General features: G+C 72.0%; 14 protein-coding genes and 2 pseudogenes. 7 read left to right on the top strand and 9 right to left on the bottom strand.

Annotation, left to right across the window (positions count from 1 at the left end; genetic code table 11):
- Nucleotides 1–33 precede the first annotated feature (33 nt).
- The 3 genes from A3Q37_RS07150 to A3Q37_RS07140 all read right to left on the bottom strand — a co-directional run bounded on the left by A3Q37_RS07150 (nt 34) and on the right by A3Q37_RS07140 (nt 2,971).
- Nucleotides 34–1,068 (bottom strand): iron chelate uptake ABC transporter family permease subunit, encoded by a 1,035-nt coding sequence (locus A3Q37_RS07150; RefSeq protein WP_065479270.1) that lies wholly within the window; start codon nt 1,066–1,068, stop codon nt 34–36.
- The gene (locus A3Q37_RS07145; RefSeq protein ID WP_065479267.1) at nt 1,065–2,123 is read right to left on the bottom strand and encodes an iron chelate uptake ABC transporter family permease subunit; all 1,059 of its coding nucleotides are present in this window, start codon (nt 2,121–2,123) and stop codon (nt 1,065–1,067) included. The genes A3Q37_RS07150 and A3Q37_RS07145 overlap by 4 nt, the downstream gene beginning before the upstream one ends.
- 104 nt (nt 2,124–2,227) lie before the next feature.
- Entirely contained in the window at nt 2,228–2,971 is a 744-nt protein-coding gene (locus A3Q37_RS07140) for an AraC family transcriptional regulator (protein WP_065479264.1), read from the bottom strand.
- Nucleotides 2,972–3,108: 137 nt separating this feature from the next.
- On the opposite strand from A3Q37_RS07140, the gene A3Q37_RS07135 reads away from it, so the two are divergent.
- Together A3Q37_RS07135 and A3Q37_RS07130 are read left to right on the top strand one after the other, a co-directional pair.
- A complete protein-coding gene (locus A3Q37_RS07135; RefSeq protein ID WP_065479261.1) occupies nt 3,109–4,095 on the top strand; it encodes an ABC transporter substrate-binding protein in 987 nt (328 codons plus the stop codon).
- Nucleotides 4,095–5,861: a siderophore-interacting protein gene (locus tag A3Q37_RS07130; protein ID WP_065479258.1), complete on the top strand. Its 1,767-nt coding sequence runs from the start codon at nt 4,095–4,097 to the stop codon at nt 5,859–5,861. Before A3Q37_RS07135 ends, A3Q37_RS07130 begins: the two co-directional genes overlap by 1 nt.
- A 236-nt stretch (nt 5,862–6,097) precedes the next feature.
- On the opposite strand, the gene A3Q37_RS07125 is transcribed toward A3Q37_RS07130, so the two are convergent.
- Nucleotides 6,098–8,374, bottom strand: a complete 2,277-nt coding sequence (locus tag A3Q37_RS07125) for a protein kinase domain-containing protein (RefSeq protein WP_065479255.1) — start codon at nt 8,372–8,374, stop codon at nt 6,098–6,100.
- A 180-nt stretch (nt 8,375–8,554) separates the two neighbouring features.
- Nucleotides 8,555–8,819: pseudogene (locus tag A3Q37_RS35490) on the bottom strand (oxygenase MpaB family protein); the annotation flags it as partial.
- Here A3Q37_RS35490 and A3Q37_RS35485 point away from each other — a divergent pair.
- The 3 genes and pseudogenes from A3Q37_RS35485 to A3Q37_RS37160 all read left to right on the top strand — a co-directional run.
- Nucleotides 8,779–9,163, top strand: a pseudogene (locus A3Q37_RS35485) (TetR/AcrR family transcriptional regulator); the annotation flags it as partial. The pseudogenes A3Q37_RS35490 and A3Q37_RS35485 sit on opposite strands and share 41 nt — an antisense overlap.
- 112 nt (nt 9,164–9,275) lie before the next feature.
- On the top strand, nt 9,276–10,637 hold the full coding sequence (locus tag A3Q37_RS07120) for an OFA family MFS transporter (RefSeq protein ID WP_065479252.1): 1,362 nt from the start codon (nt 9,276–9,278) through the stop codon (nt 10,635–10,637).
- Nucleotides 10,606–10,758 (top strand): hypothetical protein, encoded by a 153-nt coding sequence (locus A3Q37_RS37160; protein ID WP_176711365.1) that lies wholly within the window; start codon nt 10,606–10,608, stop codon nt 10,756–10,758. The genes A3Q37_RS07120 and A3Q37_RS37160 overlap by 32 nt, the downstream gene beginning before the upstream one ends.
- Nucleotides 10,759–10,829: 71 nt before the next feature.
- On the opposite strand, the gene A3Q37_RS07115 is transcribed toward A3Q37_RS37160, so the two are convergent.
- From A3Q37_RS07115 to chvE, 4 genes are all read right to left on the bottom strand, one after another.
- Nucleotides 10,830–12,797: an acyl-CoA dehydrogenase gene (locus tag A3Q37_RS07115; protein WP_065479248.1), complete on the bottom strand. Its 1,968-nt coding sequence runs from the start codon at nt 12,795–12,797 to the stop codon at nt 10,830–10,832.
- 133 nt (nt 12,798–12,930) lie between these two features.
- Complete coding sequence (gene mmsB, locus A3Q37_RS07110) at nt 12,931–14,169, bottom strand: multiple monosaccharide ABC transporter permease (protein WP_065479244.1); 1,239 nt, start codon at nt 14,167–14,169, stop codon at nt 12,931–12,933.
- A complete protein-coding gene (gene mmsA / locus A3Q37_RS07105) occupies nt 14,159–15,730 on the bottom strand; it encodes a multiple monosaccharide ABC transporter ATP-binding protein (RefSeq protein WP_218064546.1) in 1,572 nt (523 codons plus the stop codon). The genes mmsB and mmsA overlap by 11 nt, the downstream gene beginning before the upstream one ends.
- A gap of 65 nt (nt 15,731–15,795) precedes the next feature.
- Nucleotides 15,796–16,905, bottom strand: coding sequence for a multiple monosaccharide ABC transporter substrate-binding protein (gene chvE / locus A3Q37_RS07100; RefSeq protein WP_065479238.1), 1,110 nt, complete (start codon nt 16,903–16,905; stop codon nt 15,796–15,798).
- A gap of 276 nt (nt 16,906–17,181) precedes the next feature.
- Here chvE and A3Q37_RS07095 point away from each other — a divergent pair, with 276 nt between their 5' ends.
- A complete protein-coding gene (locus A3Q37_RS07095) occupies nt 17,182–18,228 on the top strand; it encodes a LacI family DNA-binding transcriptional regulator (RefSeq protein ID WP_065479235.1) in 1,047 nt (348 codons plus the stop codon).
- Nucleotides 18,229–18,631: 403 nt separating this feature from the next.
- Nucleotides 18,632–20,344, top strand: a complete 1,713-nt coding sequence (gene araB / locus A3Q37_RS07090) for a ribulokinase (RefSeq protein WP_065479232.1) — start codon at nt 18,632–18,634, stop codon at nt 20,342–20,344.
- Nucleotides 20,345–20,404: the final 60 nt, after the last annotated feature.

Below are 20,404 nucleotides of genomic sequence, written 5' to 3'. Positions count from 1 at the left end.
CGGGCCGACCGGCTGCCGGGCGCCCCGGACCCCCTAGAGCCCCCGGCGCGACTCCCGTACCAGCAGCACCAGCAGATACGCCCCGCCCACGCAGACCGTGACCGCGCCGGTCGGCAGCACCACGCCCTCGATCGCGTGCTGCGCCGCGATGTCGGCGCCGAGCAGCAGAAGTGATCCGACGAGCGCCGAACCGGCGAGGTCGACGGTGGAGCCGCGGCCGGTGAGCCGGCGGGCGATCTGCGGGGCCGCCAGGGCCACGAAGACGATGGGGCCCGCCGCCGCGGTCACCGCGGCGGTCGCGGCGACGCCGAGGACCACCAGCAGCAGCTTCGTACGCTCGACGGGGACGCCCAGCATCGCCGCCGTGTCGTCGCCCAGTTCGAGCCAGCGCATCCGGCGTTGCGCCACCGGGGCCACCAGGGCGACCGCCGCCAGCAGGGCGGAGGACAGCAGCACGGCGGGCCAGCCGATGGCGCTGAGCGAACCGGCGCCCCAGACAGCGGCCCGCAGCGCGGTGTCCACATCGGCCTTCACCGAGAACCAGGTGTTGACCGAGGACAGCAGCGCCCCGACCGCGATGCCCACGATGATGAGCCGGAAGCCCCGCACCCCCCGCCGGAACGCCAGCAGATACACGGCGAACGCGGTGATGAGCCCGCCGACGAGCGCGCCCGCCGCGAGGGCCGAGTAACTGGTCGCGCCCGCCAGCAGCATGAGGACGACACCGGTGTACGAGCCGGTGGTGAAGCCGATGACGTCGGGGCTGCCGAGCGGGTTGCGGGTCAGGGACTGGAAGACCGCACCGCCCACCGCCAGGGCGGCGCCGAAGACCACGGCGGCGACGATGCGCGGGGCCCGCCACTCCAGGACGACGGTGCGGACGCTGTTGCGGGCGGTGCCGGTCAGGACCGACATCAGGTCGCCGAGGCTCAGCGCGTAGCTGCCGAGGGTGAACGCCCACAGCGCCAGGGCGATCAGCGCGGCCGCCAGCAGTCCGCAGACCACCGCCGAGCGGCGTGACGCCCGCAGGCTCAGAGAGCCCGCTCTGATGACGAATGTCCCGCTCACAGCTCCTTCACCCGGCTTCCGCGCACCAGAAGGATCAGGACCGGGGCGCCGATGAGCGGCATCATGACGCCGACCTGGAGTTCGGAGGGGATCACGATCAGCCGGCCCAGGACGTCGGCGATCAGCACGATCACCGGGGCGAGGACGGCGGAGAAGACCAGGATCCAGCGCCAGTCGGGGCCGGTGAGCCATCGCACGGCGTGCGGCACCATCAGCCCGACGAACATCAGCGGGCCCGCCGCTGCCGTCGCCGCACCGCACAGCAGGGCCACCGCGACCACCACGCCGCACCGCACCGCGCCGACCCGCAGCCCGACGGCCCGTCCCGCGTCGTCGCCGAGGGCGATCGCGTTGAGCGGGCGGGCGCAGAGGGCGGCGACCAGCAGACCGGCCAGGACGAACGGCAGGATGTCGCCGGCGGTGCCCATCGGGCGGTCGGTGATGGTGCCCGCCCCCCAGAACCTCATCCGGTCGAACGTCTCCGTGTCGATCAGGGCGAGGGTCTGCGAGATGCCGACGAGGACCGCCGTGAAGGCGACCCCGACGAGCGTGAGGCGCACCGGGGTCGGCCCGCCCCCTCCGCCGCTCGCGGCGAGGTAGACGAACGCCGATCCGGCGACGGCGCCGACGAGGGCGAGCGGCAGGTACTGCTCGATGCGGGTGACGCCGAGGACGGCCACGCCCAGGGTGACGGCGAACCCCGCCCCGGCGTTGACGCCGAGGACACCGGGGTCCGCGAGCGGATTACGGGTCAGCGCCTGCATGAGCGCTCCCGCCACGCCCAGGGACATGCCGACGACGATGCCCAGCAGCGTACGGTCCACGCGGGCGCCGCTGACCGTGGCGTGCGAGGCGGAGCCGTCGGGAGCGGTCAGCGCCTGCCACACCACGTCGAGCGGGAGCAGCGCCGAGCCGATCGCGACGCTGAGCAGCACCGCCACAAGGAGTGCGCCGAGGGCGGCACCCAGGCCGATGAGCCGGCGCGTCCTGCGCCGCGTGGACCTCGACGGTGCGGTGGGGGGTGGCGCGTCCTTCATCGCGAGCGCCTGTGCCATTCGTCTGTTCTCCCTGAGCAACCCGCCACCCGGACAGGCCGGAGTGCCGTGCGTGATCGACGTACATGTACTGCTGGGCCCGCCGCGACCGGGCTCCCCCGGGTTCAGCCGCCGAGCGCCCCCACCGCGTCGGTGGTGAGCGCGCTGACCGGCACTCCGGACTCACGGCTCAGCCCGCGCAGCAGTCCGGCCCGGGTGGCGTAACCGGCCGCCCTGGCCGCCGCCGTCAGCTCACCCCCGCCGCGGAGGTGTTCGACGGCGGCGTTCATCCTGGCCCGGTTGCGCCACCGTGTGAAGGGCAGTCCGGTCTCGTCGAGGAAGACGCGCTGCACCTGACGGGCGCTCATCCGGTGCCGTTCGGCGAGGCTCTCCAGCGTCGCCGATGGGGTGCGCAGGGCCTCGTGGGCGAGGGCGCGGACGGCGGGATGGACGGGCAGGACGACCGGGAAGTACTGCCGGGAGATGCCTCTCAGGACGCGCCCGAGCGCCTGCCGGAACGGTTCGACCTGCTCCGGTGTGGTCGGCGCGGCCCCGAGCGCGGTGGTCATGACCTCGGTGAGCGCGGGCACCGCCCCGAGCGGCTGAACCCGGCATCGTGGCTGGTCAGCGGGGTCGAGGAAGGGGCCGAGCGCCATGCCGCCCGGCTCGATCCGCAGCGCGTGGGGCACGCGGGGAGCGAGCCACACGGCCTCGTGGCGGCCGAGCCGCCACTCCTCGCCGTCGGCGGTCAGGCGGGCGTTGCCCGTCACCACGTAGACGAGATGGGGCGCGTCGTGCTGGTGCGTGTCGTGCCCCAGAAAGCGGATGGCGTTCTCGGCGACCACCGTGCCGAGGGATGTCGACGGCAAGCGTGCCTCCCGTTGTGCGATGCGTCGTGTCCGTCACCGACCATGTCGTCCGCGGATCGACGCAGCGGAACCAGCGAGGTTAGCCTCACCTTACCAACAGCTCGAACGGTCGAGCCTGCCCAGTCTCATGAGGTCCCATGTTTGCTCCTGCCCGTCTTCTCGCCGTCGCGGCCGTCGCCGCGCTGGCCCTCACCGGCTGCTCGGCCTCCGACCCGTCGGGCGACGGGGACAAGGCGTCCGCCGCGAAGACCCGTACCGTCACGACCGACTACGGCCAGGTGAAGGTGCCGGCCGAGCCGAAGCGGGTGGTCGTGCTGAACCACGCGCTGGCGGGGTACCTCTACGACCTCGACGTACCGGTCACGGCGACGATCCCCGAGGACGCCGAGGGCAAGGGCGAGTTCTCCCCGAACTGGGCGAAGGAGGCGGAGGAGGACGGCACGACGTTCCTGCCGTGGAGCGTCGACGGTTTCGATCTGGAGGCGATCCTCGCCCTGGACCCGGATCTCATCGTCGGCGGCGGCATCGGCTTCCCGCTGTTCCAGGCGGAGAAGGTGTACGACGACCTGTCCGACATCGCCCCCACCGTGCTCGTCGGCAAGAAGCTCGGCGACTGGCGGGCCCAGTTCTCCTTCCTCGCCGACGACGTGTTCGGCAAGCCCGACGTCTACAAGCAGCACGTGGCCGCGTACGACAAGCGGATCGACGAGGTGAAGAAGGCGATCAAGCCGCCGGCCGGCCCGGTCTCCTTCCTCACCTTCACCGGTGACGGCACCGCCTTCGGCCTGGTGGAGAGCGTGGGCCTGCCCACCGAGCTGAAGAAGGTCGGCATCGAGCCGGCCCCGGTCTTCGCCGACGGCGGTTTCAAGGTGTACGGGCAGGGCGGTGACATGTTCGAGCTGTCGACCGAGAAGGTGGGCCAGACGATCACCCAGCCGTCCGTGTTCGTGATGGGCTTCAACGCCGACACGACCGACGTCGCCACCCTGAAGAAGAACCCCGTCTACAAGGCGCTGCCCGCCTTCAAGGCGAACCGCGCCTACGACCTGCCGCACTGGGTGCTGCGCGGCGACTACGACGAGTCGATGGCCCTGCTCGACATCGTCGAGAAGCAGTTCTCCTGATGGCCGGCCGGCGCGCGTACACGACGCACCCCCTCGTCCTGCGCCGGGTCACCGTGCGCCGCGTCGAGGAGGTGACCCCCCGGATGCGGCGCGTCGTCCTCGGCGGCGCGGACCTCGCGGCGTTCACCCGTGACGGGATCGACCATCCCGGCTTCGCCGCGCCCGGGTTCGACGACCACATCAAGCTCATCATGGCCGCCGACGGGGACGTCCGGGCGGCGCTCCCGGCCCAGTTGCCGCACGGCATCGAGTGGACCCCGGCCGAACACCGGCTGACCCGCGACTACACGCCCCGCCGGGTGGACCTCGACGCGGGAGAGCTCCACCTCGACTTCGTGGTGCACGGCGACGGGCCCGCCGAGTCCTGGTCCGCCGCGGCCCGGGAGGGCGACGAGCTGTGGTTCGTCGGCCCCAAGTCCTCGCTCCGGCTGCCCGAACGGCTGGACTGGATCCAGCTCGTCGGCGACGAGACGGCGCTGCCCGCGATCGGCCGCTTCCTCGACGAACGCCCTCTCGACGTCCCGGCGCACGTCCTGGTGACCGTCTCGGACGACGTGGCACGCCAGGAACTGGCCCTGCGCGACGGTGACTCGGTCACCTGGGTGCTCGCGGAGCCGGGGGACGCTGCGGCGCTGGAGTCCGCCGTGCGCGCACTGCCGGTGCCGCCGGGCGAGGGGTACGTCTGGGCGGCGGCGGAGAGCCGTGCGCTCCTTCCCGTACGCCGGTATCTCCAGCGGGAGCGCAAGCTCCCCAAGGACCGGGTGAACATCACGGGTTACTGGCACCACGAGGAGCCCGCCGCGCCGGAGGCCGCGGCCGACGCGGGCGCCGCCACGGCGGCCCCTGCCGGGATTCCGTCGCCGCTGCCGTGGCTGGTCGCCCGGGCCGCGTTGCAGCTCGGTGTCGTCGACGCGGTGGCCGACACGCCGGGGCTCTCCGCCGACGCCCTCGCGGCCCGGCTGGGCGTGCCCGGTCCGGGGATCGCGGTCCAGCTGCCGCTGCTCTCCGCGTACGACGTGGTCGTCGACGCCGACGCCGGTGGGCTGCGGCTCGGCGCGGCGGGCGAGGAACTTCTCGACGACCACGAGCGCGAGGAGTACACCGGCCACGAGGCCGAGTTGCTGCTCGCCCTCGCGCACCTCGCCCCCGCGCTCCGGGACGGCACATCGCCGTGGCGGCTCGCCTCGGGTGCCACGCTGCACGACACGGTGGCCCACGACGCGGAACGCTACGGCGAACTGGTCGAGGAGTGCGAGCAGTTGGTGTTCCTGCTCACCGGCCTGACGGCCGATCCCCTCTGGGACGGCGTCGGGACCTGCCTCCTGACCGGTCCGGGCAGCGCCTCGATGGTCGCCGCCCTCGACGACGCCGGACGGCGGCCGCGGCTGCGGATCGCGGAGGAGGGCGTACCGACCGAGGTGCTGCGCGGACACGTTCCGGCGCCGGACCGGATCGACTGGACGGCCGGGCCCGCGGACGTCGCGGTCGCCGCGAAGGCACTGGCGTACCGCACCGACGAGGAGGCCGTACGGCTCCTGGCGCGGCTGGCCGAGTGGACGGGCACGGCGGTGCTCGTGGAGGCCTCGCGCCCGGACGGACTGAGCCCGCACGCGGCCGAGGCGGCGCTGCACGCGTTCACCGCGACCGGCAGCCCGCTGCGCGACTCCGCCGCGCTCGCCGTTCTCGCGGAGCGCTCGGGCTGGCGGGTCGAGCGGACCGTCGCACTCGGCTGGGGCGCGGAGGCCACGGTCCTGCGCCGGGCCTGAACACCGCCCCCACGGGGGTGGGGCGGGCGGGGAAGCCGCCGGGGCAGTCCGGCCTCGGCGGCTTCCGTGCGTCACAGGCGAGGAGCCGGGGTCAGCCCGACCACCGGCGGCTTCCGCGCGTCGAAGGCAAAGAGCCGGAAGCAATCCGACCTCGGCGGCATCCGCGCGTCGAAGGCAAAGAGCCGGAAGCAATCCGACCTCGGCGGCATCCGCGCGTCGAGGCGAAAAGCCGGGGGTCAGCTCGACCTCGGCGGCTTCCCCGCGTCGAAGGCGAAGAGGGTGTTCTTCGCCGCGGCCACGAACAGCGCGCGTCCTGCGACGGTCACGCGCGAGCTCGCGCCCTCCTGGCCCGTCAGCCCGTCGGCCTGCGGGTCCGTCGACCACAGCGTCTTCCCGTCCTTCGGCGACAGCGCGACCACCCGGCCGGTGGCCGAGCTGAAGTACACCGCGCCGTCACCCGTCGCGGGCCCGGACGCGCCTTCCACACCCGTCTGCCGCTCCCACTTCTTCCGGCCGGTCGCGGGGTCGAACGCCGTGAGGAGACCGGTCTGCCCGCTGATGTAGAGGGTGCCGTCCGCCATGCCGGGCGTGCCGTCGTACGCCTTGTCGAGCCGGGAGTGCGTCACCTTCCCCGTGGCCGGGTCGACGCGGGCCACCCCGTCGTACCCGGCCCGCGCGGTTCCCTCGTGGTACTGGGAGAGGAGTACGAGGGAGCCGTCGGCGTCACCGACCGGCACGACGGGTCCTTCGACCTCGATGGGGCTGCCCAGCTCCCCGGAGTCGAGGGCGAGCGTACGCAGGGTGGGGCTGCGCGGTTCGAGGGCGTCGACCTCCGCGTCGGTCGCGCACATCGCGAGGAGCCGGGGTCCCACCGGGACGGGCGCGCACTGGGTGCCGGCGGGAAACGGCGCCGTCCAGGCGACCTCGCCGCTGTGGGCGTCCCGGGCCTCGAAGCGGGAGTTGGAGGCGTCGACCGTCACCACGGCGGAGCCGGCCACGACGGCGTCCCGGGTCCGGCCGGTGACGGCCGTCGACTGGGAGCCGGACGGCGTGGACCACAACTCCTCGCCGCTGTCCGCGTCGAGCGCCACGACCTCGGTGGGCGGGCCCTCGGGGGCGTCCTGGTCGGCGATGCGGTAGCCGATCACGGTGTCGTCGGTGGCGCCCACCATGTGCATGCCCTGGGCGGGGACGCCCGGGCTCTTCGCGGTCCACACCGGCGAACCGTCCGCGGGGTTCACCCGGGTCGCGATGACGCCGCCTCCCCCGCAGAACAGCGCGTCGTCGCGGGCGACACAGCGCAGCTCGTCGGGGATGTCCTCGCGGCCGCCCGGTACGGTCGTGCGCCACGGCTCGAAGCCGTCCGGGAGGGTGCCGCCGGGCGCGGCGACGCTCCGCCCGGTCTCCGTGCCGCCTCGGCCATCCGTGCCGTCGCCGTTCCCGTCGGCACCGCTCGTCGTCAGCGCCGCGACTCCCCCGCCGATCGCCGCCACCGCGACCGCCGCCGCCAGCACGGGCCGCCACCGGCGCCGCAGTCGGCCGCCGATCGCGGTGCCGGTGCTGCCCGCGTCGGGAGCGGCAGGCGTGATCTGAGCTGCCGGTGCGGGGGTCGTCGGCGGTGGGGTCTCCGGGGTCATCAGGTGGTGCTGGGTGAGCATGTCGCGGGTCCGGCCCGCCCCGGGCCCGCCGGTGGCGGCCCCGCCCAGGTCGGCCGGCAGATCCCGCAGCAGCACGAGGAGTTCGTCCGCCGAGGGACGCCCCTCGGGCTCCTTGTCCAGGCACGGTTCGACGACCGCGCGCAGGGCGTCCGGCACCGCGCCCAACGACGGCTCCTCGTGCACCACTTGGTACGCCGTTATATAGGGGCTGTCCGCGTCGAAGGGCCCGTGACCCGTCGCCGCGTACACCAGGAGCGTCCCCAGCGAGAAGACATCGGAGCGCGGCCCCACACCGCGCGGCGCCTGCAACTGCTCGGGCGACATGAAGGGCGGCGTACCGATGACCCGCCCGGTCATCGTCAGCGTCTCCTGGTCCACGGCGCGGGAGATGCCGAAGTCGATGACGCGGGGCCCTTCGGCCGAGAGCACGACGTTCGAGGGCTTCAGGTCGCGGTGGACGACGCCCACCCGGTGGATGTCGCGCAGCGCCTCCGCGAGACCGATGGCGAGGCTCCGCAGCTCCGGCCCGTCCAGGGGGCCGTCGTCGGTGATGCGCTGGGCGAGCGTGGGCCCCTCGATGTAGGTCGTCGCCATCCACGGCTGGTCGGCCTCGGGGGCGGCGTCGACCACGGCGGCGGTGAACGCTCCGCTTACCCGGCGTGCGGCGGCCACCTCCTGCCGGAACCGGATGCGGAACTCGTCGTCCCCCGCGAAATGCTGGTGGATCAGCTTGATCGCGACGGGCCGGCCGGAGCTCGTCCGGGCCAGGAAGACCGTGCCCATGCCACCCGAACCGAGCCGTTCCTCCAGCGGATAACCGCCGATCTCGGCTGGATCACCTCCGCGCAGCGACACTCTCCCCGACCTCCCGTCCCCCCGTGCGTCCGTCTCTGCCGCCACGGGCCTGCTCATCTGTGCTGCACCCAAACTAGCCGCAGGGCGGTACGGCGGAGCGAAGCGGGTGACCGACAGGGAGCGGGACGCTTCGGGGCTCGCCCGGAGGCCGCCTCAGTCGCGGTCCCAGCCCGCCCCGGCGATGCGCCGCATGTTCAGGACGTCCCGGGTCGGCCGGTTGTCCTCCAGAACGTCGGCGCACATGTGGTCCCCGTACCGCTGGAACTCCTCCCAGCTGCCGGGGACGGGCTTCATCGAGAGGCCGTACAGCGCGTACCAGCGGACGTGCTCGCCGAAGAGTACGGGCGACGAGCAGGCCGTCGTACACCACTCCCCCGATCGGGTACAGCGAGCGGAAGAGGCGCTCCCAGCGCTCCTCGAAGAAGCGTGAGTGCGCGGCCGTCACGGTCCGGTCCGTCTGCCGCGAGGCGCGTCTGACGGACCGCTATTTCTACGAGAGCTTCACCGGCCGCGACGATCTGCCGGGCCCGGGCCGCCGTCTCCGCCTTCGTCGCCCTGGTCCTGGACGCGCCGCACAAGGGCCGTCTGCTGCTCCTGGAGCCCTTCGCCGATCCGGTGCTGGGGGCCCGCAGCCATCTGCTCATGCCGGTGTTCACCCACCTCCTCGGCGGTCTGGCGAACCTCTTCGCGGGGTGGCTGCACGGCACGCTCGACGTACCGCGCGAGCGGCTGGAGGCGCACTGCGTGGAGCTGGTACTCGCGGCGACCACGTCCACGTCCGGGAAGTAGCCGTCCCCGGCACGTGTCGCCGACACGCACACCCATCACCCGAATCGAACAAGGTGAAAGTTTAACCAACAGGCTTCTCAACCGGATTCCCCCTCACTACGGTGATGGACCCATGAGTCCCCCCATCGCCCCCGTGGGCTGGAGTCGCTGGCTGGTACCGCCCGCCGCCCTCTCGATCCACCTCTCCATCGGCCAGGCCTATGCCTGGTCCGTGTTCAAGCCACCGCTGGAGGACGCGCTCGGCCTCAGCGGCACGCAGAGCGCCCTGCCCTTCCAGCTCGGTATCGTCATGCTCGGCCTCTCCGCCGCCTTCGGCGGCACGCTCGTCGAACGCCGCGGGCCCCGGTGGGCCATGACCGTCGCCCTCGTCTGCTTCTCCTCCGGCTTCCTGCTCTCCGCGCTCGGCGCGGCGACCCAGCAGTTCTGGCTGATCGTCCTGGGGTACGGCTTCGTCGGGGGCATCGGTCTCGGCATCGGCTACATCTCGCCCGTGTCGACGCTCATCAAGTGGTTCCCCGACCGTCCGGGCATGGCCACCGGCATCGCCATCATGGGATTCGGCGGCGGCGCTCTGATCGCCTCGCCCTGGTCGGCGCAGATGCTGGAGTCCTTCGGCAGCGACAGCAAGGGCATCGCCCTCGCCTTCCTGGTGCACGGCCTGTCCTACGCCGTCTTCATGCTGCTCGGCGTCCTGCTGGTACGGGTGCCGCGTCCGCGTACGGAGCAACAGCGGGCGGACGGCGGCCCCGTCATCGCCGCCACCACCGCCGCCGGGCCTCAGGTGTCGGCGCGTCAGGCGCTGCGCACCCCGCAGTTCTGGCTGCTGTGGGTCGTGCTCTGCATGAACGTGACGGCCGGCATCGGCATCCTGGAGAAGGCCGCGCCGATGATCACGGACTTCTTCGCGGACACCTCCACGCCCGTGTCGGTGACCGCGGCCGCCGGGTTCGTCGCGCTGCTGTCCGCCGCCAACATGGCCGGCCGGATCGGCTGGTCCTCGACCTCCGACCTGATCGGGCGCAAGAACATCTACCGCGTCTATCTCGGTGCGGGCACGCTCATGTACGCGCTCATCGCCCTGGTCGGCGACTCGTCCAAGCCGCTGTTCGTGCTGTGCGCGCTGGTCATCCTCTCCTTCTACGGCGGCGGCTTCGCGACGATCCCCGCCTATCTCAAGGACCTGTTCGGTACGTACCAGGTGGGCGCGATCCACGGCCGTCTGCTCACCGCCTGGTCCACCGCCGGGGTCCTGGGCCCGCTGATCGTGAACTGGATCGCCGACCGGCAGGAGGAGGCCGGGAAGGACGGCGCGGATCTGTACGGGACGTCGCTCCTCATCATGATGGCCCTGCTCGTCATCGGCTTCGTGGCCAACGAACTGGTCCGCCCGGTCCACCCGTCCCACCATCTCGCCGCCGTGACCGCGCAGAAGGGAGCGCCCGATGTCCGACAGCAGCAGTCAGAGTCCGCCTGACGCCGCCGCGGGGAAGGACCGGCGGCCGCTGATCGCCCTCACCTGGCTGTGGGTGGGCGCCCCGCTCGCCTACGGGCTGTACGAACTCATCCGCAAGGCCACCCAGTTGTTCACCGGCTGACGGTTCACCGGCCGACGTTCAGCGACCGACCCCGGACCCGACGGGCCCGGGGTCACGGTCACCGCAGGGTTTCAGGCCCCGCCCACCAGGTCCGGGGCGCGCAGCATGGCGTCCGGGATCCCCCAGGCGTCGACGAGGTCGGCAGCGAGCGGCCGGATCTTGCGGCAGAGGTCGTTCACCTCGCGGCTGATCGCCTTGGAGCGCTGGACGGTCAGCCGGCCGTGCTCCATGAACCACGCCCGGTCCGCCTCGATCGTCGACAGGGCGTACAGGTCGCACAGCAGGCCGAGCGCGACCTTGTTGCCGCCTTCGGGCAGCGTACGCATCTTCTCGACGAACGCCTCCAGCACCAGCCGCTCCATATGGGCACGGGCGACGGCGATGACGTGGTCCTGCACCTCGGAGAAGACAGCGCCCGGATCGCGCTTGCGGTCGATGCCGGCCTTGAGCCTGCGGGCCACCCCGGCGAGCATGTGCTCCTCGCGGTAGCGGACCATGGCGAGCTGGTACTCCGAGTCGAGCAGTCCGGCCTCCTGGTCCCACTCGTCGCCGCCCGGCAGCAGGTCGCGGACCCGTTCGAGCAGCTTGTGGGCGGAGGTCTTCTCGATGACCGTCTCGACGGCGAGGTTGGTGACGTAACGGACCATGCCGAGCTGGTCCAGGTCCTCGAACTCGCTCGCGTAGTCGGTGAGCAGGCCCTTGGCGACGAGCTGGAGCAGGACGTGGTTGTCGCCCTCGAAGGTGGTGAAGATGTCGCTGTCGGCCTTGAGCGCGGCGAACCGGTTGACGGCGAGATAGCCCGCCCCGCCGCACGCCTCGCGGCACTCCTGGATCACCCGGGTGGCGTGCCAGGTGGCGAGCGCCTTGGTCCCGGCGGCCCGGGCCTCCAGCAGGCGGCGCGCCTGCGGGTCGTCCTCCGGGCCGGAGAAGACGTCGTGGAGCCGGTTGCGGACGACGTCCTGGGCGAAGTGCAGTGCGTACGTACGGGCGATGAGCGGCAGCAGACGCCGCTGGTGCAGCCCGTAGTCGAGGAGCAACTGCTCCTCCCCCTGGGGGCCGGCCGCGAACTGCCGTCGCCGCAGGGCGTACTTCGTGGCGATCGCGAGGGCGACCTTGGCGGCGCCGACCCCCGCGCCGCCGACGCTGACCCGGCCCTGGACCAGGGTGCCGAGCATGGTGAAGAAGCGACGGTTCGGGTTGTCGATCGTGCTCTCGTAGACGCCCTCGGGGGTGACGTCGGCGAAGCGGTTGAGCAGCGCCTCGCGTGGCACCCGCACGTCGTCGAACCGGATGCGCCCGTTGTCCACGCCGTTGAGGCCCATCTTGCGGCCGTCGTCCTCGATGTGGACCCCGGGCGCCGACTCGCCGCCGACCCGGATCGGCACGACGAACGCGTGCACCCCCTGGGACTCGCCGCCCACTTCCAGCTGGGCGAAGACGACCGCCAGTTCGCCGTGGCGGGCCGCGTTGCCGATGTAGTCCTTGCGCGCCTGGTCGCCCTCGGTGGTGATGACGAACTCCTGGGCGTCGGCGTCGTAGCGTGCGACGGTGCCGAGCGCCTGGACGTTGGAGCCGTGCCCGGTCTCCGTCATCGCGAAGCAGCCCATCAGCTCCCCGGTGATCAGACCGGGGAGGTAGGCGTCGTGGTGGCGCTCGGTCCCGAGATGCAGGATCGCGCCGCCGAAGAGCCCGAACTGCACCCCGACCTTCACGAGCACCGACAGATCGCCGAAGGCGAGCGTCTCGAACGCGGCGATCGAGGCCCCGACGTCGCCGCCCCCGCCGTACCGCTTCGGGAAGCCCATGCCGGTCTGGCCCGTCGCCGCCATCTCGACCACGAGCTCGCGCACCCGCTCGCGGTACGCGTCGATGCCGAGCTCGTCGGCCTCGTCCAGCACGGAAGCGTGCGTCACCAGGTTGGTCCGGACGAGGTCACGGACATCCGCGTACTCGCCGTCGAGCACCTCGGTCAGCGCCCGGACGTCGATCTCCGGCCGCACGTACCCGCCGGTCGCGGGCGATGTTCTGTCAGTGGTCATACCGTTTCGCTACCCCGCCCGGAGACGATCAAGCGGTCCGCTGCCCCGGTCAGCCCTGTCCGGCCCTGGTCAGAAGCTCGCGCGGCTCCGGCCAGGAGCCTGCCGGGCCCGGTCAGGAACCCGCCGGCCCCGGTCAGGAGCCCGCCCGGCGCTTGTTCCAGACGTCGAAGCCGACCGCGGCCAGCAGCGCCAGGCCCTTGATCACCTGCTGCCAGTCGGTGCCGATGCCCACGAGGTTCATCCCGTTGTTGAGGACGCCGAGGACCAGCCCGCCGATGACGGCGCCCAGCACCGTGCCCACGCCGCCGCTCATCGACGCCCCTCCGATGAAGGCCGCGGCGATGGCCTCCAGTTCGAAGTTGATGCCCGCCTTGGGCGAGGCCGCGTTGAACCGCGCCGCGAACACCAGCCCGGCCAGGGCCGCCAGCATCCCCATGTTCAGGAAGACCGCGAAGGTCACCTTGCGGTCCTTGACGCCCGACAGCTTGGCCGCGGGCAGGTTGCCGCCGATGGCGTACACGTGGCGTCCGATCACCACGTTGCGCATCACGTAACCGAAGCAGACCAGCAGGACCGCGAGGACGATCAGGACGACGGGCGCGCCCTTGTAGCTGGCGAGCAGGAGCGTGGCGACCGTGATGGCGGCGATCAGGGCCACGAGTTTCAGGACGAACAGGTTCTTCGGCAGGGGCGTCAGGTCGAACTCCGCCTGCCGGGCGCGGTTGCGGATCTCCTGGTTGACCACCAGGGCGATCACTCCGAGCCCCAGCAGCAGGGTCAGGTTGTGGTAGTTGGTGACGGGGCCGACCTCCGGCAGGAAGCCGTTCGCCACCTTCTGAAGCCCCTCGGGGAAGGGGCCCAGGGTCTGTCCCTGGAGGAAGATCTCCGTCAGCCCCCGGAACAGCAGCATGCCGGCCAGGGTCACGATGAACGAGGGGATGCCGACGTACGCGATGAAGAAGCCCTGGACCGCTCCCGCGGCCGCGCCGATGAGCAGGGTCACCACCACGGCGATCGGCCAGGAGAGCTGGTGCTGCACCATCAGGACGGCGGCGACCGCGCCGACCAGGGCCGTCAGTGATCCCACGGAGAGGTCGATATGGCCGGAGATGATGACGATCATCATGCCGATGGCGAGGATCAGGATGTAGCTGTTCTGTAGGACGAGATTGGAGACGTTGCGCGGCAGGAGCAGGTCGCCGCCCGTCCAGATCTGGAAGAGCAGCACGATGAGCCCCAGCGCGAACAGCATCCCGTACTGCCGGCTGTTGCGCCGGACGCTGTCCACCAGCAGGCGTGCCACCGCCGGGGCGGCCCCGCGTGACCCGGGGTCCGCGGCGGCCGGAGGGGTGGGGCTGAGGTCAGTGCTCATCGGTGAGTCCTTCGTGGGGTGCGGGATGCCGGGGCGCGGGGACGGCGGGGTCGTGCGTCATGTACCGCATCAGCAGTTCCTGGTCGGCCTCGGCGCGGGAGCTCTCGCCGGTGATCCGGCCGGCCGCCATCGTGTAGACGCGGTCGCACATGCCGAGGAGTTCGGGCAGCTCGGACGAGATCATCAGGACCGCCTTGCCCTCGGCGGCGAGCCGGTCGATCACCGTGTAGATCTCGTACTTGGCGCCGACGTCGACGCCCCGGGTCGGTTCGTCCAGGATGAGGACCTCGGGCCCGGCGAGGATCCACTTGCTCAGGACGACCTTCTGCTGGTTCCCGCCGGACAGCCGGCCGACCTGCTCGAAGACCGTGCGGGCCCGGATGTTCATGGTGCGGCGGAACTCCTCGGCGACGACGCGCTCCTGGTGGGCGTCGACCACCCCGCGCCGGGCCAGCCGGGACAGCGAGGCGAGGGAGATGTTCCGGCTGACGGAGTCCTGGAGGTTGAGCCCGTAGTGCTTGCGGTCCTCCGTCACATAGGCGATGCCCGCGTCGACGACCTCCGGCACGGTACGGGTCCGGGCCTCGGCCCCGTCCCTGAGCACCGTTCCGGAGAGGTGGCGCCCGTAGGAGCGGCCGAAGACGCTCATGGCGAGTTCGGTGCGGCCGGCGCCCATCAGCCCGGCGATGCCCACGATCTCGCCGCGCTCCACCCGCAGCGACACCCCGTCGACGACCTTGCGCTGGTGGTCGACGGGGTGGCCCACGGTCCAGTCGCGGATCTCCAGGGCCGGGGCGGAGGCGGGCGGGGCCGCGCAGGGGGTGCGGTCGGGGAAGCGGCTGTCGAGGCTCCGGCCCACCATGGAGCGGATGATGCGCTCCTCCGTGGTCCCCGGGTCCTTGAGGTCGAGGGTCTCCACCGTGCGGCCGTCGCGGAGGACGGTGACGGTGTCGGCGACCTGGGCGATCTCGCCCAGCTTGTGCGAGATGATGATCGAGGTGATGCCCTGGTGCTTCAGTTCGCCGATGAGCCGCAGCAGTTGGGCGCTGTCCTCGTCGTTCAGCGCGGCGGTCGGCTCGTCGAGGATCAGCAGTCCGACGTCCTTGGCCAGCGCCTTGGCGATCTCGACCAGTTGCTGCTTGCTCACCCCGATGTCGGCGACCCGGGTCTGCGGATGCTCGTCGAGCCCCACCCGGCGCAGGAGTCCGGCGGCCCGGCGCAGAGTCTGTGGCCAGGCGATGACGCCGCGCCGGGCGGGCTCGTGGCCGAGGAAGATGTTCTCGGCGATCGAGAGCTGGGGCACGAGGGCCAGCTCCTGATGGATGATCACGATGCCGGACCGCTCGCTGGCGCGGATGTCGCGGAACCGGCACTCCTCGCCCTCGTAACGGATCTCTCCCTCGTAACTGCCGTGCGGGTGAACCCCGGAGAGGACCTTCATCAGTGTGGACTTGCCCGCGCCGTTCTCGCCGCACAGCGCGTGGACCTCGCCGCGGCGCACCCGCAGGTTCACCTCGCTGAGCGCCTTCACGCCGGGGAACGTCTTGCTGATGGACCGCATGTCGAGCACGAGGCCGCCGGACGCGTCCCGCTCCGGGCCCGGGCCGGTGGTCGGGGCCTTCGGTGTCACCGCAGGTCCTCGGCCTTCAGGTAGCCGGAGTCGACGAGCACGGACTGGTAGTTGGACTTGTCCACGCTGACCGGCGGCAGCAGATGCGCGGGGACGACCTTCTTGCCGTTGTCGTACGTCGTGGTGTCGTTGGTCTCCGGCTTCTTCCCGTCCAGGACCGCTTCGACCATGTCGGACGCCACCTGGGCGAGGGCGCGGGTGTCCTTGTAGACGGTCTGGGTCTGCTCGCCCGCGATGATCGACTTCACGGAGGCGGCTTCCGCGTCCTGTCCGGTGACGACCGGCAGGGGCTTGGCGGAGCTGCCGTAGTCGTCGGACTTGAGAGCGGAGAGGATGCCGATGGAGATGCCGTCGTACGGGGAGAGGACCGCGTCGACCCGGGCGCTGGAGTACGTGGAGGTGAGCAGGTCGTCCATGCGCTTCTGGGCGGTGCCGCCGTCCCAGCGCAGGGTGGTGACCTGGTTGAGGCGGGTCTGCCCGGAGCGGACGACGAGGCGCTTGTCGTCGATGTAGGGCTTGAGCACCTTCATGGCGCCGTTGAAGAAGTACTTGGTGTTGTTGTCGTCGTTGGACCCCGCGAACAGCTCGATGTTGAAGGGGCCCTCGTCCGGCCAGTCCTTGAGTTCGAGCTTGTCGACGATGTAGCCCGCCTGGAGCTCCCCGACCTTCTCGTTGTCGAACGAGGCGTAGTAGTCGACGTGGTCGGAGCCGAGGATCAGCCGGTCGTAGGAGATGACGGGGATGTCGGCGTCGGCGGCCTGCCGGAGGACGTTGGAGAGGGCCTCGCCGTTGATCGCGGCGATGACCAGGGCGTCCACCCCTTGGGTGATCATGTTCTCGATCTGGGAGACCTGTTGGTCGGGGTCGTCCTCGCCGTACTGGAGGGTGGTGCGGAAGCCCGCCTTCTTCAGGCTGGCGGTCATGTTCCTGCCGTCGGCTATCCAGCGTTCGGACGACTTGGTGGGCATCGCGATGCCGATGGTCCGGGCGTCGTCCCCGGACTTCTCACGGCTTCCGCCCTCGCTGTTCTGACCGCAGGCGGTCAGCAGGAGGGCGCACGCGGTCGCGGCGGCGAGGAGGGGAAGAGCGGCTCGTCGGTTCGTCATGGTCGTTACCTGGCATTCCCGTCGTTGGGGCGGCTCTGGGGGCGGGGTGTCGGGGTGGCTCCGGGCAGGGGTGAGAAGCCGGCGGGCGCCCCGTCGTCGCGGCGCGCGGGCGCCGTCGGCCGAGGATCCGCCCACCGGCCACTGGATTGTTAGCGCTCACACACGTTGGGGGCAAGAGGCGTTAAGCTGTTTCTCGAATTCGAGGTGGGCCCGTCGCCCTCGCGGGGCGTCCCGCGGCCGGACCGGGCCGCGCCCTTCGTCCGGAGGAAGCAAGGCATGACCCGCCCCACCGAGGCCCTCCGCCCACCGACGATGGCGGACGTCGCCCGGGAGGCCGGGGTCTCCCACCAGACCGTGTCCCGGGTGCTCAGCGGCCATCCCAATGTCCGGGCCAGCACCCGGGAGCAGGTGACGGCCGCCATCGAACGGCTCGGCTACCGCCGCAACTCCGCGGCCCGGGCGCTGGTCACCCGGCGTTCGCGGACCATCGGCGTGATCGCGGTCGACCCGACGCTCTACGGGCCCGCGAGCACCCTGGCCGGCCTCCAGGAGGCCGCCCGCGACGAGGGGTACCTGGTCTCGACCGTCACCCTGCGCAGCGGCGGCGGCCACGCCCTGGAGGACGCGCTCGACCATCTGGCGGCCTGGGGCGTGGAGGGCGCCGTCGCCATCACCCCCCAGCGCTCCAGCGTGCAGGCCCTGGCCCGGCTGACCCCGCCCTTTCCCGTCGTCACGGTCGAGGGCAGCCACGGGCTCGACATCCCCGGCGTCTCCCTCGACCAGGAGCTGGGCGCCCGCCTCGTCACCGAACACCTCCTGGCCACGGGTCACAAGACGGTCTGGCATGTGGCGGGGCCCGAGGACTGGCTGGAGAGCGCCGCCCGCACCGAGGGCTGGCGCGCCGTGCTGGAGGAGCACGGGATCCGCCCGCCGCGCGTGCTGCGGGGCGACTGGAGCCCGCTGTCCGGCTACCACGCGGGGCAGGAGCTGGCGGGGCTGGCCCTGGCGGGCCGGGGCGCGGCCCCGGTGACGGCGGCCTTCGTCGCCAACGACCAGATGGCGCTGGGGGTGCTGCGCGCGCTGCGGGAGGCGGGGATCCGCACGCCGCAGCAGGTGGCCGTGGCGGGTTTCGACGACATCCCGGAGGCGGGGTTCTTCCCTCCCCCGCTGACGACCGTGCGCCAGGACTTCACGGCCATCGGCCGCCGGAGCATCCAGCTGCTGCTGGAGCACATCGAGGGCACGGCGGGCGGCGTGGAACACATCGTGGTGGAACCGCAGCTGATCGTCCGGGCCAGCACCCGGTCGCAGGACGGCGCCTGAGCCGTACGCCGCGCCTCGATCCGTACGGCGCAGGAGCCCGGGAATCTGTTCGGCGCGCCACCCCCGGAATTCCACGGCACGCCGCTACCGGAATCCGTCCCGTACGCAGCGCCTCGATCCGTACGGCGCAGGAGCCCGGAGCCCGTTCGGCGCGCCACCCCCGGAATCCCACGGGACATCGCTCCCGGATTCCGCGCCGTATGCCGCTCCGGAATCCGTACGGCACGCGCCCCCTGCAAGTCCCGGCTCGCGCCAATCCGAAGTCACGGCTCGCGCGACCCCGAAAGTCCAGGATCACGCCACTTCGCAAGCCCGGGCCTCTTGCCTCCAGTGATTGTGAGCGCTAACAATCAGGGGGCGGTGACGCTCCCCGCACCCACTCCCGCAGCAGAGAGTCTCGCTCGTGACCCCTCAGCCCGATTCCCCCGGCAGCCCTCTCGACCGGTCGCCCGACGCCTGCACGGTCGGCGTCGACTTCGGCACGCTCTCGGCGCGTGCCGTGGTGGTCCGTGTCCGCGACGGTGCGGAGCTCGGCTCCGCCGTGCACACCTACCGCAACGGCGTCATCGACCGGAGCCTCCCGGGCTCGGACACCCCCCTGCCCCCGGACTGGGCCCTCCAGGACCCGCGCGACTGGCGGGAGGCGCTGAACACCGCCGTACCGGAAGCGCTCGCGGCGGCGGGCGTCGACCCGTCCCAAGTCATCGGCATCGGGACCGACTTCACCTCCTGCACAGTGCTGCCGACCACCGCGGACGGCGTGCCGCTGGCCGAGCAGCCCGCCTGGGCGGACCGCCCCCACGCCTGGCCGAAGCTCTGGAAGCACCACGCCGCCCAGGACCAGGCCGACCGCATCAACGCCCTGGCGCATCAGCGGGGCGAGCCCTGGATCCGGCGGTACGGCGGCCGGATCTCCGCCGAGTGGCAGTACGCGAAAGCGCTCCAGGTCCTCGAAGAGGATCCCCGGGTGTACGCCGCCTGCGCCCGCTGGATCGAGGCGGCCGACTGGATCGTCTGGCAGCTGACCGGCACCGAGTCCCGCAACACGTGCACCGCGGGCTACAAGGGCATCCACCAGGACGGCGCGTACCCCTCGCCCGCGTATCTCTCCGAACTCCACCCGGACTTCGCGGACTTCCCCGCCACCCGGCTCGACCATCCGCTGCTCCCCCTCGGCTCCCTCGCCGGGACCGTGACCGCAGAGGCCGCGGCCCGCACCGGGCTCAGGCCGGGCACCCCGGTCGCGGTGGGGAACGTCGACGCGCATGTCACGGCCCCGGCGGCCGGGGCGGTGGAGAACGGGCATCTGCTCGCCATCATGGGCACCTCCACCTGCCATGTCGTGAACAGCGACGAGTTGGCCGACGTCCCCGGGGTCTGCGGGGTGGTCGAGGGGGGCATCGTCGCGGGCGCGTACGGCTACGAGGCCGGGCAGAGCGGGGTGGGCGACATCTTCGCCTGGTGGCTGCGCCAGGGCGTGCCCGACGACTACCGCGCCGCAGCCGAGGCCGCCGGTGAGGATCTGCACGAGCATCTGTCCCGGCTCAGCGCCGGGCAGCCGGTCGGGGCACACGGTCTGGTCGCGCTCGACTGGATGAACGGCAACCGTTCCACGCTCGTCGACCACCATCTCTCCGGGGTCCTGGTCGGCCTCACGCTCGACACCCGCCCCGAGGACGTCTACCGCGCCCTGCTGGAGGCGACCGCCTTCGGCACCCGCGTGATCGTCGAGGCCCTGGAGGAACACGGGGTGCCCGTCACGGAGTTCATCGCGGCGGGCGGGCTCAAGAAGAACCCGCTGCTCATGCGGGTCTACGCCGACGTCCTGCGCCGCCCCGTGTCGCTCGCCACCTCCGACCAGGGTCCCGCGCTCGGTTCGGCGATCCACGCGGCGGTGGCGGCCGGGGCGTACCCGGACGTCCGCGCGGCCGCCGCCCGCATGGGTGGCGTCGAACGGAACGCGTATGTCCCCGACCCGGACAACGCCGACGTCTACGACGAGCTGTACGCCGAATACCGTGCGCTGCACGACCACTTCGGCACCGGCGGCGACCTCCTGCTGCACCGGCTGCGCAGGCTCCGCAACCGCGCCAGGGCCCACGGGACCGCGCGCTGACCTCCCGCGAACCTCGCACCACCCCACACACTCCGCCCCGCCCCCGACCAGGGAGTATGC

The organism is Streptomyces sp. PTY087I2 (genome assembly GCF_001687325.1).
In the GTDB taxonomy this organism is placed as follows: domain Bacteria; phylum Actinomycetota; class Actinomycetes; order Streptomycetales; family Streptomycetaceae; genus Streptomyces.
Note: the sequence above shows the minus strand (reverse complement) of the source record. Positions and strands in the feature narration are given on the sequence as shown.

Coding starts and splice junctions, on each gene's coding strand:
- chvE (WP_065479238.1), bottom strand. CDS start 16,905: ATGACGAACCGACGAGCCGCTCTTCCCCTCCTCGCCGCCGCGACCGCG.
- A3Q37_RS07095 (WP_065479235.1), top strand. CDS start 17,182: ATGACCCGCCCCACCGAGGCCCTCCGCCCACCGACGATGGCGGACGTC.
- A3Q37_RS07120 (WP_065479252.1), top strand. CDS start 9,276: ATGAGTCCCCCCATCGCCCCCGTGGGCTGGAGTCGCTGGCTGGTACCG.
- mmsB (WP_065479244.1), bottom strand. CDS start 14,169: ATGAGCACTGACCTCAGCCCCACCCCTCCGGCCGCCGCGGACCCCGGG.
- A3Q37_RS07145 (WP_065479267.1), bottom strand. CDS start 2,123: ATGGCACAGGCGCTCGCGATGAAGGACGCGCCACCCCCCACCGCACCG.
- A3Q37_RS07135 (WP_065479261.1), top strand. CDS start 3,109: ATGTTTGCTCCTGCCCGTCTTCTCGCCGTCGCGGCCGTCGCCGCGCTG.
- A3Q37_RS07115 (WP_065479248.1), bottom strand. CDS start 12,797: ATGACCACTGACAGAACATCGCCCGCGACCGGCGGGTACGTGCGGCCG.
- mmsA (WP_218064546.1), bottom strand. CDS start 15,730: ATGCGGTCCATCAGCAAGACGTTCCCCGGCGTGAAGGCGCTCAGCGAG.
- A3Q37_RS37160 (WP_176711365.1), top strand. CDS start 10,606: ATGTCCGACAGCAGCAGTCAGAGTCCGCCTGACGCCGCCGCGGGGAAG.
- A3Q37_RS07130 (WP_065479258.1), top strand. CDS start 4,095: ATGGCCGGCCGGCGCGCGTACACGACGCACCCCCTCGTCCTGCGCCGG.